Origin of the sequence: Chromobacterium haemolyticum (assembly GCF_009936155.1) — a bacterium.
GTDB classification, from domain to species: domain Bacteria; phylum Pseudomonadota; class Gammaproteobacteria; order Burkholderiales; family Chromobacteriaceae; genus Chromobacterium; species Chromobacterium haemolyticum.
In genome coordinates this window covers 979650-992847 of sequence record NZ_AP019312.1, presented here as the reverse complement: position 1 = coordinate 992847, position 13198 = coordinate 979650, and the positions used below count along the sequence as shown (strand labels likewise).

Sequence of the window (13198 nt, the reverse complement as noted above, 5' to 3'; positions counted from 1 at the left end):
CTCAGCGCCTCGCCTCGCGTTCCGCGCGCAATTGCAGATACTGCCGCCACACCTTATCCACGTAACGCTTGCGCGCGCCTTCGCGGGCCGCCGCGCCGCCGGCGTTGTAGGCGCCCACCGCGCGCCAGGTGTAGCCGTAACGCGCGATGAAGTCCGCCAGAATGGACGCGCCCACCTGTATGCTCAGGCAAGGCTCGTCCAGCAGCCGCTGACGACTGATGCCGCGCTTGGCCAGCGCCGGCAGATGAATGCTGTTGATCTGCATCAGGCCGATGTCGTGACTGCCGTTCTTGTTGTAATTGACCGCGAGGGGATTCAACGCGGACTCCACCTTGGCGATCGAATACAGCAGCAGCGGGTCCACCTGGTAGCGAGCGCCGGCTTCCCTCCAGCAATTGGCCGACGCCTGCGCGCTGCCGAACAACGCGGCGCACATGGTCAGCAGCGGCAGCAGACCCTTACAGCGCATGAGCCAGTTCACCGTCGCCCCCCGTCCGTCCGGCCTCGCCCAGAGAAACGATCTCGGCCTCGGCATCGGCATCGCGGCCGGGCACCCGCCATTGATACGGCCGGCCCCAGGCGTCCATAGGCACGTCCTTGGCCAAGTAGGGGCCATGCCAGCCGGCCACGCCCGGCGGCGCTTTCACCAACGCCTCCAGGCCCTGTTCCGCGCTGGGATAGACGCCGACGTCCAGCCGGTATTGCGCCAAGGCGTCACCCAGGGTTTTCATTTGCGCCTGGGTGGCCTTGACCTTGGCCTTGTCCACTTGGGAAAACAGCTTGGGCCCGACATAACCGGCCAACAGGGCGATGATCAACAACACCACCAGTAATTCCAGCAGCGTGAAGCCACCTTGACCGGCCGAGCGCCGTCCAGCGTTCATCGTCGTCATAAAATCGCTTGTCCAAAAAAAAAGGCCGCGCCAGGGGCGTGCGGTTGAAGATGAAGACAGATCCGCGCCACGAACGGCGACGGTCCTGCCCGTTGCCAGCGCATGCTCACATGAGGCTTCCGCCGTTCTCAATGTTTCTGAAAGGAATCTAAAACCGAGCGCTCCGATACAAGACGGCCGGCACAGGGAGGCCGCCCGCCGACACAGGTGGACGAATTGAGAATGGCTTCAGAATCATGGCGCCATCGCCGGCGGCTGCGTTTGAATAGCGTCTTTTTTAACTGCGTGCCGCCGCCATCCCCTAATCGGCGCGGACGCACCTTGGAGAAACGTATGTCACCTTCCGCTCTGGTCGCCACCAGCCATAGTTACCCGCGTCTGCAAATCCTGTTTCACTGGCTAAGCGTACTCTTGATGGCCAGCCTGGCGCTGGCCGGCGGGCTGCGTCACGTCTTGGTCAAACACGCCTCCATCGAAATGCGCAGCGTGATGATCGTGCATATCGGCTGCGGCATGGCCCTGCTCTTTCTGACTCTGCTTCGCGCCGCCGCGCGGCTGGCCGGCCCTGCGCTGCCGCCGCTGGCCGGCAGCGGTCGCGCGCAACGCGCTTGCGCCCACGCCGCCCATCTGGCGATCTACGCCTTGATACTGGCCTCCTGCCTGCTGGGCTGGATCATCGTCAACGCCAAGGGCCTGGCAATCCCCATGCCCCTGTTGGGCTTCGAGTTTCCGCGCCTGGTCGCGGCCGACCCGTCCCTGGTCGTCGCGACAGTGCGCTTGCACGATTGGCTGGGTTGGGCTTGCTACAGCCTGCTCGCCGTCCATATCGCCGCCGCCATTTGGCACCATGTCGCGCTGAAAGATGACACGCTGCGGCGCATGAGCTGGCGGCGCCGGGTTCCGGATCCGGCTCCCGCCGTGACCGACTGCCACCGTTGCTCGCCGGACACCGAGGCGCAGAACGAGAGCTTGACGCCAAGCGACCGGCTGGCCTCCTGATTCACGTTCCCCCCTTAGAACCTGCTCAAAGTCTCGCGAGCAAGAGCGAGACAAGGCGAAAACGGCTGGAGAAGCGGAATGTACTGGTGGCCTCCGAGCAATTCGAAAGGGCGCTCCCCCTGTTACATTCCACAACGCGCAGCAGATCGTAAACAGGTTCTAACAGCCAGGCTCCAAGCAGGAAGCGAAATGGCACAATCGGAGTCTTGATCACTCCCCCGCCCTACACGGAGAACCGCCCCATGTTACGTACCTTATCCACCATACTGTGCTGTCTGCCTGCTCTGGCCCTGGCTCAAAGCGTGGAACTATCCTTCGTCGACGCCAAGGGCAACGCCGGCCCCGCCGGCAGCATCGTCATCGAGGACACGCCCTACGGCGCGCTGCTAACGCCCAATCTTGAAAAACTGCCGGCAGGTCTGCACGGTTTCCACGTACATGAGAAACCTTCCTGCGCGCCGTCCATCGGCGCCAACGGCGTGGCCACGCCGGCCGGCTCAGCCGGCGGCCACTGGGATCCGGACAAAACCGGCACTCACGCAGGCCCATACGGCCAAGGCCACAAGGGCGACCTGCCCGCGCTATACGTGGGCGCCGACGGCAAGGCGAACTATCCCGTGCTGGCGCCGCGCTTGAAAGCGGCGGACTTTGCCGGCCATGCGCTGATGGTGCACGCCGGCGGCGACAATCACAGCGATCACCCGCAGCCGCTGGGCGGCGGCGGCGCGCGCGTGGCCTGCGGCGTGGTCAAATAAGCCTGGCCGCGACAGCCCAAACCGGCGCGATTGACAGCGCCGGTTTTTTTATCGACGATGGTCAAATTCAAACGACCGTTTCAAGGCAATGAAACCACCCGCCTGGCTGTTCAAATTCCTGCTCAATCTATGGCCGCCCTTTCTGGGCGCCGGCATTCGCGTCAAACGGCTGGCCACCGACTTCAGCGATATCGAGGTGCGGCTCAAACTGGGCTTCAGCAATCGCAACTACGTCGGCACCCATTTCGGCGGCAGCCTGTACGCGATGACCGACCCCTTCTTCATGCTGATGCTGATGCGCCAGTTGGGGCGGGACTACTATGTGTGGGACAAGAGCGGCAGCATCGACTACATCAAGCCGGGCCGCGGCACAGTGCGTGCTCGCTTCCGACTGGAGCCGGGCATGCTGGAGGATATCCGGCGGCGCACCGCCGCCGGAGACAAATACCTGCCGAAATTACAAGTGGATATTCTGGATCAGCAGGGCGAGTTGGTGGCGAGGGTATTCAAGACCTTGTACATCAAACGCAAGAAGAAATGAGGCGGCGCGCCCCCCTCTCTTCAATGCGTGGAAAACGGCAGCAGATAGCGCTTGCCGTTCAGGCTAAAGACAGCGAGCCAGTCGCGGCTGCCGCTGACGCACAGCGGCAGGGTGACCACCGCCTTCCAATCGGCGCCGTCGCGCACAAAGGTGTAGCGATTGAAGCCCATGTCCATATCGGCCATATTGAACTCCACCTGCGGCGCTTCCCGCGCCGCGACGCCTTCCAAACGAATCTCGAACGGCTTGCCATTTTGCGGCGGCGACGCGAAACGCCACACGCCGCCGCCGGGCAGATCACAGGATGGCCGGCCGGCAACGCAGGCCAACGGCGTCGGCTTGGTCGGCTGCCGCTCGCCGTACCAGCGGTAGATCAAGCTGAACTTGAGGCTGGCCAACAACAGCAAGGCGCCGCCCAGAGCCAGCCATTTACGCTGCTTGGCATTCATCGCCAAGCTCCCCGCATCAAGGCGACGCCGTGCGCGCCATGACGACGGGCGGCATCCAGATCGTCTAGGCTCATGCCGCCCAGCGCGTAGACCGGCGCGGGCGCGCCGGCGGCCAGGCACTCCCGGAAACCGTCCCAGCCCAAGGGCGCCGCGCCGGGATGACTGGGGGTAGCCGCCACATGGCCGAGCAAGGCGTAGTCCAGGCCCAGGTCTCCGATCCGCGCCACTTGCGCCGCATCATGCGCTGACGCCCCCACCCAGGCGAACGCCGGGCGCACCTCCAGCGAGGCCAGCCGCGCGGCGTTCAGATGCACGCCGTCCACCGGCCATTCCACCGCCCAGGACGGATCCGCGTTGACCAGCAACTTACCGCCGCGCTCATGGACGATGGCCGCCGCCTTGGCGACGAAGTCGGCGAGCTCGGCGCGTGACATCTGCGGCTCGCGGATCTGCACCATGCCCCAGCCTGACCCCTGCTCCAGCCGCCGCAACTGGGCGTCGACGCCGATCTCATGCGCGCAGCTGATCGCATAAGCCGCCGGCAGTTCAAGCGATTTGAGAATAGGCCCGTTGGCCGGCAGCATGGGTTGCACCGTGCACGCGCCCGGCGTCTGCCAGGCGAAGCGCTGGCCTTCCCGCGACTGCGGCTCGCCGCGCCAGGACCAGACCCGGAAGAAACGCAGCCGCACCGAAGCGTGTTCGTAATGGTGGACCTTGGTCAGCCACGGCGTCGCAGCTTCCATCTCAATACCCATTTCCTCGTACAGCTCTCGCGCCAGCGCCTGCTCGCCGCTCTCGCCCGGCTCCACCTTGCCGCCGGGAAATTCCCAATAACCGGCGTAGGGTTTGCCCTCGGGCCGGCTGCCCAGCATGAAACTGCCGTCCGGCCGCATCAGCGCGCCGGCCACTACCTCTATGATCTTGCTGTCGCTCATCGCTTGGTCTTGCCCGGTGAATATCGTTCCGGCTCTCGGCGGCCGGCAGCGCATTCTACCCCAAGCGCCCCCTAGCATTAAGGGCGCCGCGGCGCCCTTAATGGATTCAAGCTTGTCTCAACCCGGACGGCCCGGCTTGGTGCAACCCGCGTCCTTATAAGGCTGGGAGCTGAACTGCGTCCAACCCGGCCCCAAAGAGAATTGCGAGCAGGCAAGCTTGCCGTCGATCTTGCTCTGCCACAGATACCAAGGAGCGGGAGCGGCCAAAGTCATCAAGGGAAAAGACAAGGCCGCCAGGGCCAGAATGATTTTGCGAGTCATCGTGCGTACCTCAGGACAAGTGAAGAAAAGCATGATCCAGACCTAATAACCTGCTCAAAGTCTGCTGCGCTTCATGAAGCATTTCACGATGGGTACAAGCATCAAAAATGCTCATGTGCCCCTCGTGCATTCTGCTTTTTCGCTCGTTTTCGCCTTGTCTCGCCCTTGCTCGCGAGACTTTGAACAGGCTCCAACAGTGATCATGCGCATAAAATGCCAAACAAATATACAGCATAATACTAATGGCATAAAGCTTATCGTATTGCTTCGCACAGAGGACTGCTTCAAAACCTATCCGCCCCTTCCCTCCAACATCCAATAATGCAGGGCGCCTTAGCGCCCTTGTTTTTCACCGCTCTTAAAATTTAGTGCTTAGAACGTGTTTACGATCTCGCGAGATAGGCCGAGGCAAGGTGAAAACGGCTGAGAAAGCGGAATGCAGGCGTGGTACATGAACATTTCGAATGCCGTACACACCGTGCCACGCGTCACGACACGCGGCAGATCGTAAACAGGTTCTTAGCCCTGAACTGAAATCGTCGACCTCAACACACGGCGCCGCTTTGAACAAGCGGGACCGCGCGCCAAGAGCAACCCAGCCAAGGCCTAGCGTCGAGCCTAATCAGCCCGGACGGCCAGAAATGCGGCAGCCCGCGTCTTTAGTAAGGAATGTTATTGAACAAAACCCACCCCGGGCCATAGGAGAATTGCGAGCACACCAGCTAGCCGTCAAACTTGCTTTCCCATCTGTACCAAGGAGCCATGGAAGCAAAAGCCATCCAGGAGATGCTTAGGCCCTTAGCCAGCAAGGCGATTTTACGAAAAGTCATACACACCCCAATACATTTACTTGTCATTAATATACAAATACAAAATGCACAAAATGCACATCGCATCGAGTGAAAAGTAAATACTTCGTCATATTCGCGGCGATATTGCCAAGTCAGAAAAATCATAATATGCATTAAAAACGCAAAAAAATGAGCCAATTGCTGGTTTCAGGCGCGGCTGATAAGTCTCAAAGTGTTACCATTAGCACTGTAAACCTGCGAAATCTGCATATTTATCCCGATTGTCATTCCATCTCGTGGCGACACAAGGCAAGCCATCCGCGCTCCGCCTACGGGCTTGATCGATTTCGTCATGACCTCCCCCATCCCGCTGAAGGAGCATGCACTTGGACACCTTAAATTCACTCATCCTGGCCGGCTCGCTGGTATTCCTGGCCAGCCTGGTGGTGTCCTCCATCGCCTCCCGTTTCGGTGCCCCGCTGCTCTTGGTCTTTCTGGCGCTGGGCATGCTGGCCGGCGAGGATGGCCCCGGCAAGATCGTGTTCAGCAATTACCAGCTCAGTTATGTGGTCGGCACCATCGCCCTGGTGGTGATCTTGTTCGACGGCGGCCTGCGCACGCGCCAGGACAGCTTCCGCATCAGCCTGAAACCAGCCGGGGTGCTCGCCACGCTGGGGGTGTTGATTACCACCGGCGTGACAGGCTTGTTCGCCGCCTGGGTGCTGAACCTCAGCTGGCTGGAAGGCTTGCTGATTGGCGCCATCGTCGGCTCCACCGACGCCGCCGCGGTGTTCGCGCTCCTGTCCGGGCGCGGCCTGGAAATCAACCGCCGCGTCGGCAGCGCGCTGGAGATAGAATCCGGCAGCAACGACCCGATGGCGGTGTTTCTGACCTCGGCGCTGATAGGGGTGCTGGGCCAGCAGGGCCAGGATGCCGGCATCGCTGCCATGTTGTGGCTATTCATCAAGCAAATGGGCCTGGGCGCGCTGGCCGGCTGGGCCGGCGGCAAAGCCATGGTTTGGCTGTTCCAACGGCTGGGTCCGCGCGGCGCGATGCTGGCGCTGTTCAGCCTGGGCACCGCCGGCGCGCTGTTCAGCCTGACCACCGCGGCCGGCGGCAGTGGCTTCCTCGCCATCTATCTGGCCGGCATCGTGGTGGGCAACGCCCGAGTGGCCGATCTGCCCAATCTATTGAACATCCACGACGGCTACGCCTGGCTGGCCCAAGTAACCATGTTCCTGGTATTGGGGCTATTGGTGACGCCGTCCAATCTACTGCCGGTGGCGCCCTACGCGCTGGCGATCTCCATCGTGCTGATGCTGGTGGCGCGGCCGCTGGCGGTGTGGCTGTGCATGCTGCCTTTCCCGGTGCCCAAGGCGGAAAAGCTGTTCATGAGCTGGGTGGGCCTGCGCGGCGCGGTGCCGGTGATTCTGGCTATTTTCCCGCTGATGGCGGGCTTGCCCAATAGCCAGCTGTTCTTCAACGTGGCCTTCTTCGTGGTGATGATGTCGCTGCTGTTCCAAGGCTGGACCATCGCGCCGCTGGCGGAGAAATTGAAGCTGAAGCTGCCGGCGCGGCCGGACGTCGAACACCGAGTGCCCGTGGTCAGCGGCCAGGAAGCCCGCTACGAGGCCGCCTCCTGCCTGGTGCGCGCCGACAGCCCGGCCGAAGACCAACTGGCCGGCGAACTGGCCTTGCCCAGCGGCGTGCGGCTGGTGGCGCTGTATCGTGATGAACAAGCGCTTGAGCCGGCGGCGAGCCAGACGCTGCGCGCCGGCGACTGGGCCTGCCTGATCGGCCCCGGTCCGGCTCTGGAGACGGCCGGCGAGGCCTTTCATCCGCCCGGGGACGATCCTTATTACGGTTACTTCACCGTATCCGGGCTGGCGCGGTTGGGCGATCTGGCAGACAGCTACGGCCTGACGCTGAGCGAGCGCGACCGCGCCGACAGCATCGCCGAATACTGCAAACGCGCCTGCGGCTATCCTCTGGTGGCCGGCGACGTGCTGCGGCTGGACCGGCTGGAGATGGTGATCCGCGCCGCGGCCGACGGTCAGGTCAAGAGCGTGGGCCTGCGCTATTTGAAGTCATAGCAAGGCCTTGCGCTCCTTGGCGCTGCGCCCGGCCCAATCGCAGGCGAACTGCCAGGCGACGCGGCCGGAGCGACTGCCGCGCAGATGGCTCCAATGCAGCGCGGCCTTTTCCGCCTCGGCGTCCAGCTTCAGGCCAAAATGCGCTAGCCACTCGGCCGCCGCTGCCAGGTAGGCGTCCTGATCAAACGGGTAGAAAGACAGCCACAGGCCGAAGCGGTCCGACAACGACACCTTCTCCTCAATCGCCTCCCCCGGATGGATTTCGCCGTCCTGCACCCAGCCTTCGCGGTTTTCGCTCATTTTTTCCGGCATCAGATGGCGGCGGTTGGAGGTGGCGTACACCAGCACATTATCGACGCGGCGAGCCAGGCCGCCGTCCAGCGCGGTTTTAAGCGCCTTGTAGGCGTCGTCGCCCTGCTCGAAGGACAGATCGTCGCAAAACAGGATAAAGCGCTCCTTGCGCCCAGCCACCAGCTCGACGATACGGTTCAGATCGCCCAGTTGCGCCTTGTCCACTTCGATGAGGCGCAGGCCCTTGGCGGCGAACTCCGGCAGCAGCGCCTTAACCAGCGAGGACTTGCCGGTGCCGCGCGCGCCGGTGAGCAACACATTGTTGGCGGGCCGGCCCTTGACGAACTGGCGGGTGTTGCGCAGCAGCTGCGCGCGCTGGGCGTCGATATGGGTCAGTCGCTCCAGTTCCGGCGCGTGCGGCTCCGCCACCGCCTCCAGCCAGCCGGCCATGCCCTGGCGCTGCCAGCGGAAGGCCAGCGCGCTCCAGTCCGGTTCCGGCCGCGCTGGCGGCAGCAGAGGCTCCAAGCGCGTCAGCATGGCTTCGGCGCGGGTCAGCAAAGCTTGCAACTGCTCCATGATTTCCCCTTGATGCGAAACGACAAAAACAAACAGCCTGGCAGAAAGCCGCCAGGCTGTCGATGTCCGCGGCCGCCGCCGCGAGCGTGTCAATCCGCCAGATGCTGGAACAAGGGTGTGGACAGATAACGCTCGCCAAAGGAGGGAATCACCACCACGATCAGCTTGCCGGCGTTTTCCGGACGCTTGGCCAGTTCCAGCGCCGCCCACACCGCCGCGCCTGAGGAAATGCCCACCAGCAGGCCCTCGCGCGCCGCCACCGCGCGCGCGGTTTCCATCGAATCCTCATTTTTCACCCGGATGATTTCATCGTAAATGCCGGTGTTGAGAATGGCTGGCACAAAACCGGCGCCGATGCCCTGGATCGGGTGGGGGCCTTTGGGGCCGCCGGACAGCACCGGGGACGCGTCCGGCTCCACCGCTACGATGCGCACGCCGGGCTTGCGCGCCTTCAGCACTTCGCCCACCCCGGTGATAGTGCCGCCGGTGCCGACGCCGGCGACGAAGATGTCGACCTTGCCGTCGGTGTCCTTCCATACTTCTTCGGCGGTGGTGTTGCGGTGGATGGCCGGGTTGGCCGGGTTCTCAAACTGCTGCGGCATGAAGTGGCTGTCCGGATTCTGCTCTACCAATTCACGCGCCTTGGCGATGGCGCCGCCCATGCCGTCGGGTCCCGGGGTCAGAATCAACTCGGCGCCATAGGCGCGCAGCAGTTGACGGCGTTCCCGGCTCATGGTTTCCGGCATGGTGATCACCAGCTTATAGCCGCGCGCGGCGCAGACCATGGCCAGGCCGATGCCGGTATTCCCGGAGGTGGGTTCGACGATGGTAGTGTCCGGGCCGATCTTGCCGGCCTGCTCGGCGGCGTCGATCATCGCCACAGCGATGCGGTCCTTAACGCTGTGAGCCGGGTTGAAGAACTCCAGTTTGGCGACCACAGTGGCACCGCAGCCTTCGGTCACCCGATTAAGCCGCACCAGCGGGGTGTTGCCGATCAAATCCGTCACAGCATTGGCAATTCGCATCTTTATTCTCCACAGACTGTTTTGAAGAAAACCATATTACCCAGCATCATAAACAAGCTGAGCAACGAACCAAAATATTGTTTGCTTATAATCGACAAACTTGGCAGTCTCAGCCGGCCCCGCGCGCGCCGCGGTCCGGCAACTACACTGAAACCATTGCCCATCACCCGCAGACCGAGGCCCATTCCCCGCTTATGCCAACACAGGAAACCCTGATCCCCCTCACCGGCTGGCGCCGCAAGCTCTACATCATCATTTACGAGGCAGACACCCGGCCGGGCCGCATCTTCGACCTGGCGCTGATCGTCGCCATCCTGCTGTCGGTGCTGACGGTGATCTTGGAGAGCGTGCAAAGCATACAAGCCGCTTGGGGGCCCCAACTCAAGATTCTAGACTGGTGTTTCACCATTCTGTTCACTATCGAATACGCATTGCGGCTGATCTGCATCCACAAGCCGATGCGCTATGTGAAAAGCTTCTTCGGCGTCATCGATCTGCTGTCGGTGCTGCCGCTGTATCTTGGGCTGCTCATCCCGGAAAGCCGCTTCCTGGCCGATATCCGCATCCTTCGCCTGCTTCGCATGTTCCGCATTCTCAAGCTGACCCGCTACATCGGCGAGGCCAGCGAGTTGAAACGGGCGATGCTGGCCAGCCGCCGCAAGATCACGGTGTTTCTGGTCACCGTGGTCTTGCTGGTGGTGATTCTGGGCACGATGATGTTCGTGATAGAAGGCCCGGAGCACGGCTACACCAGCATCCCGGTCAGCATTTACTGGGCCATCGTCACCCTGACCACGGTGGGCTTCGGCGACATCACGCCCAAGACGCCGCTGGGCCAGGCGCTGGCCAGCGTAGTCATGATTACCGGCTACGGCATCATCGCGGTGCCCACCGGCATCGTCACCGCGGAAATCGCGCGCGGCAGCGGCGCCAAGGCCAAGACTGTGGAAGCCGTGTCCGGCACTCGGCTGTGCCCTCATTGCTTCACTGAGGGCCACGACTGGGACGCCCGTTTCTGCAAACACTGCGGCGGCCAGTTGCCGCGCCCGTCCAAGGGCGAGGTCAGCTAGCCTAGCCGGCCAGCAAGCGCCGGTAGCGGTCGGCCATCGCGTCGTCAAAGGCCACCAGCAGCACGCGCCGCAGCGTATGAGGCTCCTGCGCCAGCCACTGACGGACGGAGCCAACCGCGATATCGCTGGCCTCCGTTGCCGGGTAGCCGTAAACGCCGCAGCTGATCGCAGGGAAGGCAATGCTGGCCAGCCCGTGCCGCGCCGCCAGCGCTAGACTGTTGCGGTAGCAGGCGGCCAGCAACTCCGCCTCTCCTTGAGCGCCGCCCTGCCAGATCGGCCCCACCGTATGAATCACATGCCGCGCCGGCAGCTGGTAGCCGGCGGTCAGCTTGGCTTCGCCGACGCGGCAGCCGTTCAAGGTCCGGCATTCCGCCAGCAGTTCCGGCCCGGCTGCGCGGTGGATGGCCCCGTCCACCCCGCCGCCGCCCAGCAAGCTGGCGTTGGCGGCGTTGACAATGGCGTCCAGCGCCAGCGTGGTGATGTCTCCCTGCCATGCCGTCAATTCGGTCTTCGCTTCCATCGTTTCCCCTCCTCCGTCCATGCCGCCATTATCCGCCCGCGGGCGGCCGCGGGCGCAAAAAAAGCCGGCTTTTGCCGGCTTTTTCACACTCCGCCTCAGGCGGGATTGTTCAACAGCGAATTCCGTCGCGAATACCCAAAATACACCACCAGGCCGATCAACAGCCAGGCCATGAAACACAGCCAGGTCAGCAGCGATAGCTGGGTCATCAGGAAGCCGCAGCACAGAATGGCCAGCGTCGGGATGTAGGGCACGCCCGGGCAAACGAATTTGCGCGGCAGATTGGGCTCGCGCTTGCGCAGCACGATCACCGACAGCGCGATCAGGGTGAAGGCGGCCAGAGTGCCGATGTTCACCAGTTCCGCCAGCGTGTGCAGCGGCACGAAGCCGGCCAGCAGCGCGATGATGGTGCCGATCAGCCAGGTGGCCTTGTACGGCGTGCCGTACCTGGGGTTCACCTCGGAAAAGATTTTGGGCAGCAGGCCGTCGCGCGACATGGCGAACAGGATTCGAGTCTGACCATAGGTCATCACCAGGATCACCGTCATCATGCCGAGGATGGCGCCCAGATCGACGAAGCCGGCGAACCAGTCCAACTTGGCCACTTGCAAGGCCAGGGACACGGGATGATCAACACCGGCGAACTGCATATAAGGCACGATGCCGGTCATGATGGCCGCCACCACCACGTAAAGCAGGGAGCACACCCCCAACGACCAGATCACCCCGCGCGGGATGTCCTTGGCCGGGTTCTTCACTTCCTCGGCGGCGCAGGTCACCGCGTCGAAGCCGATAAAGCTGAAGAACACAATGGCGGCGCCGTGGAACACGCCGGAGAAGCCGAAGGGCAGCGCCGGCTGCCAGTTCACCGGCTTGACGTGCCACACGCCGATGCCGATGAACAGCAACACCACGCCCACCTTGATCAGCACCACCACATTGTTGACGCGCTTGGACTCCTTGATGCCGAAGGCCAGCAAGGCGGTGATCACCATCGCCACGCAGAAGGCCGGCAGATTGAACAGCGTCTGTTTGCCTGGCAGCGAGCCTGCGGCGGCGGTCAAGTATTCAGGCAGAGTCACGCCAAAGCCGGACAATAGGCTCTGGAAATAGCCGGACCATCCCACCGACACCGCCGACGAAGCCAGCAGGTATTCCAACAACAAGTCCCAGCCTATGATCCAGGCGATCATTTCGCCCAAGGTCGCGTAGGCATAGGTATAAGTGGAGCCGGACACCGGCAGCATGGAGGCGAATTCGGCGTAGCACAGCGCGGCGAAGCCGCAGGCGAAGGCGCTGATCACGAAGGACAGCACCAAGCCGGGGCCGGCCACGGTGGCGCCGGTGCCGGTCAGCACGAAGATGCCGGTGCCGATGATGGCGCCGATGCCGAGCATGGTAAGGTCGAAAGCGGAAAGCTCCTTGCGAAGCCCACGCGAGGTTTGAGCGGTAGCCAGCATTCCCTGGACGCTCTTTTTGCGCATCAAACTCATTTGTTTCACTGTCCCGTAACGGCCGTCCGGTACAACGACAAAGCGCCCGCTGTCCCGGCGGGCGCTTCATACTCGGATGGGGCCTGTATGATCTGTTGTGTCCTATCCCCCGCTGCTCTGTCCGTCGTCGGCTTAGAAAAGGCATGACAAAATCCTGATGCCGCGTTGCGTCGACTTGCCGTACTCTGTGTACTGTCTTCGTCGACGCGCCTTGCCTTAAGAAGCTGTTCAAAATCTAGCGAGCAATGGCGAGACAAGGCGAAAACGGCTGAGAAAGCGGAATGTACGAGTGGTACATGAGCATTTCGAAGCTGATTTCAGCGCCGTATCGCCGACGCACAGCAGATATTGAACCGGTTCTCAGACGCTACGCTGATTTTGTTCGCCGTTCTTGACTAGCCGCCGATCCACGCAGTTCATGCCGGGGAAGAATGCGATAGTACCGC

The 13198-nt window shown here is 62.6% G+C and carries 14 protein-coding genes; 5 read left to right on the top strand and 9 right to left on the bottom strand.

Translation table 11 applies throughout. From position 1 onward, the window contains the following. Position 1: 1 nt before the first annotated feature. Positions 2 to 469 (bottom strand): transglycosylase SLT domain-containing protein, encoded by a 468-nt coding sequence (locus tag GYH29_RS04485; RefSeq protein ID WP_019100328.1) that lies wholly within the window; start codon positions 467 to 469, stop codon positions 2 to 4. Next, positions 459 to 893, bottom strand: a complete 435-nt coding sequence (gene gspG, locus GYH29_RS04480) for a type II secretion system major pseudopilin GspG (RefSeq protein WP_051002556.1) — start codon at positions 891 to 893, stop codon at positions 459 to 461. Before gspG ends, GYH29_RS04485 begins: the two co-directional genes overlap by 11 nt. A gap of 333 nt (positions 894 to 1226) precedes the next feature. Here gspG and GYH29_RS04475 point away from each other — a divergent pair, with 333 nt between their 5' ends. From GYH29_RS04475 to GYH29_RS04465, 3 genes are all read left to right on the top strand, one after another. Next, positions 1227 to 1892, top strand: a complete 666-nt coding sequence (locus GYH29_RS04475; RefSeq protein ID WP_161523223.1) for a cytochrome b — start codon at positions 1227 to 1229, stop codon at positions 1890 to 1892. A 242-nt stretch (positions 1893 to 2134) separates the two neighbouring features. After that, positions 2135 to 2647 (top strand): superoxide dismutase family protein, encoded by a 513-nt coding sequence (sodC, locus tag GYH29_RS04470; RefSeq protein ID WP_107731622.1) that lies wholly within the window; start codon positions 2135 to 2137, stop codon positions 2645 to 2647. 88 nt (positions 2648 to 2735) lie between these two features. Beyond that, positions 2736 to 3188, top strand: coding sequence for a DUF4442 domain-containing protein (locus GYH29_RS04465; protein ID WP_019100079.1), 453 nt, complete (start codon positions 2736 to 2738; stop codon positions 3186 to 3188). A 20-nt stretch (positions 3189 to 3208) separates the two neighbouring features. Here GYH29_RS04465 and GYH29_RS04460 read toward each other — a convergent pair whose 3' ends face one another. The 3 genes from GYH29_RS04460 to GYH29_RS04450 form a co-directional block, all read right to left on the bottom strand. After that, positions 3209 to 3637, bottom strand: a complete 429-nt coding sequence (locus GYH29_RS04460; protein ID WP_043591937.1) for a hypothetical protein — start codon at positions 3635 to 3637, stop codon at positions 3209 to 3211. Beyond that, positions 3634 to 4572: a Nudix family hydrolase gene (locus GYH29_RS04455; protein ID WP_043591939.1), complete on the bottom strand. Its 939-nt coding sequence runs from the start codon at positions 4570 to 4572 to the stop codon at positions 3634 to 3636. Before GYH29_RS04455 ends, GYH29_RS04460 begins: the two co-directional genes overlap by 4 nt. A gap of 117 nt (positions 4573 to 4689) precedes the next feature. Next, complete coding sequence (locus GYH29_RS04450; RefSeq protein WP_019100082.1) at positions 4690 to 4893, bottom strand: hypothetical protein; 204 nt, start codon at positions 4891 to 4893, stop codon at positions 4690 to 4692. Between the two features lie 1177 nt (positions 4894 to 6070). Here GYH29_RS04450 and GYH29_RS04445 point away from each other — a divergent pair. Continuing rightward, positions 6071 to 7777, top strand: coding sequence for a potassium/proton antiporter (locus GYH29_RS04445; RefSeq protein WP_043592061.1), 1707 nt, complete (start codon positions 6071 to 6073; stop codon positions 7775 to 7777). On the opposite strand, the gene GYH29_RS04440 is transcribed toward GYH29_RS04445, so the two are convergent. Both GYH29_RS04440 and cysK read right to left on the bottom strand, forming a co-directional pair. Further along, positions 7772 to 8644 (bottom strand): ATP-binding protein, encoded by an 873-nt coding sequence (locus GYH29_RS04440; RefSeq protein ID WP_043591941.1) that lies wholly within the window; start codon positions 8642 to 8644, stop codon positions 7772 to 7774. The two genes, GYH29_RS04445 and GYH29_RS04440, sit on opposite strands and share 6 nt — an antisense overlap. Positions 8645 to 8733: 89 nt before the next feature. Next, the gene (gene cysK / locus GYH29_RS04435) at positions 8734 to 9669 is read right to left on the bottom strand and encodes a cysteine synthase A (protein ID WP_019104229.1); all 936 of its coding nucleotides are present in this window, start codon (positions 9667 to 9669) and stop codon (positions 8734 to 8736) included. Between the two features lie 194 nt (positions 9670 to 9863). On the opposite strand from cysK, the gene GYH29_RS04430 reads away from it, so the two are divergent. Continuing rightward, positions 9864 to 10739, top strand: coding sequence for an ion transporter (locus GYH29_RS04430; protein ID WP_019104230.1), 876 nt, complete (start codon positions 9864 to 9866; stop codon positions 10737 to 10739). 1 nt (position 10740) lies between these two features. Here the strand turns inward: GYH29_RS04430 and GYH29_RS04425 are convergent, their stop codons facing one another. Both GYH29_RS04425 and GYH29_RS04420 read right to left on the bottom strand, forming a co-directional pair. Next, positions 10741 to 11259: an O-acetyl-ADP-ribose deacetylase gene (locus tag GYH29_RS04425; protein WP_043591942.1), complete on the bottom strand. Its 519-nt coding sequence runs from the start codon at positions 11257 to 11259 to the stop codon at positions 10741 to 10743. A 95-nt stretch (positions 11260 to 11354) separates the two neighbouring features. Further along, a complete protein-coding gene (locus GYH29_RS04420) occupies positions 11355 to 12719 on the bottom strand; it encodes an amino acid permease (protein WP_269473795.1) in 1365 nt (454 codons plus the stop codon). Between the last annotated feature and the right edge of the window lie 479 nt (positions 12720 to 13198).

Bases quoted from the DNA above. Each gene is read 5' to 3' on its own strand.
- GYH29_RS04475 (WP_161523223.1), top strand. From the start codon at position 1,227: ATGTCACCTTCCGCTCTGGTCGCCACCAGCCATAGTTACCCGCGTCTG.
- cysK (WP_019104229.1), bottom strand. From the start codon at position 9,669: ATGCGAATTGCCAATGCTGTGACGGATTTGATCGGCAACACCCCGCTG.
- GYH29_RS04485 (WP_019100328.1), bottom strand. From the start codon at position 469: ATGCGCTGTAAGGGTCTGCTGCCGCTGCTGACCATGTGCGCCGCGTTG.
- GYH29_RS04450 (WP_019100082.1), bottom strand. From the start codon at position 4,893: ATGACTCGCAAAATCATTCTGGCCCTGGCGGCCTTGTCTTTTCCCTTG.
- GYH29_RS04420 (WP_269473795.1), bottom strand. From the start codon at position 12,719: ATGCTGGCTACCGCTCAAACCTCGCGTGGGCTTCGCAAGGAGCTTTCC.
- GYH29_RS04430 (WP_019104230.1), top strand. From the start codon at position 9,864: ATGCCAACACAGGAAACCCTGATCCCCCTCACCGGCTGGCGCCGCAAG.
- GYH29_RS04425 (WP_043591942.1), bottom strand. From the start codon at position 11,259: ATGGAAGCGAAGACCGAATTGACGGCATGGCAGGGAGACATCACCACG.
- GYH29_RS04455 (WP_043591939.1), bottom strand. From the start codon at position 4,572: ATGAGCGACAGCAAGATCATAGAGGTAGTGGCCGGCGCGCTGATGCGG.
- GYH29_RS04440 (WP_043591941.1), bottom strand. From the start codon at position 8,644: ATGGAGCAGTTGCAAGCTTTGCTGACCCGCGCCGAAGCCATGCTGACG.
- GYH29_RS04465 (WP_019100079.1), top strand. From the start codon at position 2,736: ATGAAACCACCCGCCTGGCTGTTCAAATTCCTGCTCAATCTATGGCCG.
- gspG (WP_051002556.1), bottom strand. From the start codon at position 893: ATGACGACGATGAACGCTGGACGGCGCTCGGCCGGTCAAGGTGGCTTC.
- sodC (WP_107731622.1), top strand. From the start codon at position 2,135: ATGTTACGTACCTTATCCACCATACTGTGCTGTCTGCCTGCTCTGGCC.
- GYH29_RS04460 (WP_043591937.1), bottom strand. From the start codon at position 3,637: ATGAATGCCAAGCAGCGTAAATGGCTGGCTCTGGGCGGCGCCTTGCTG.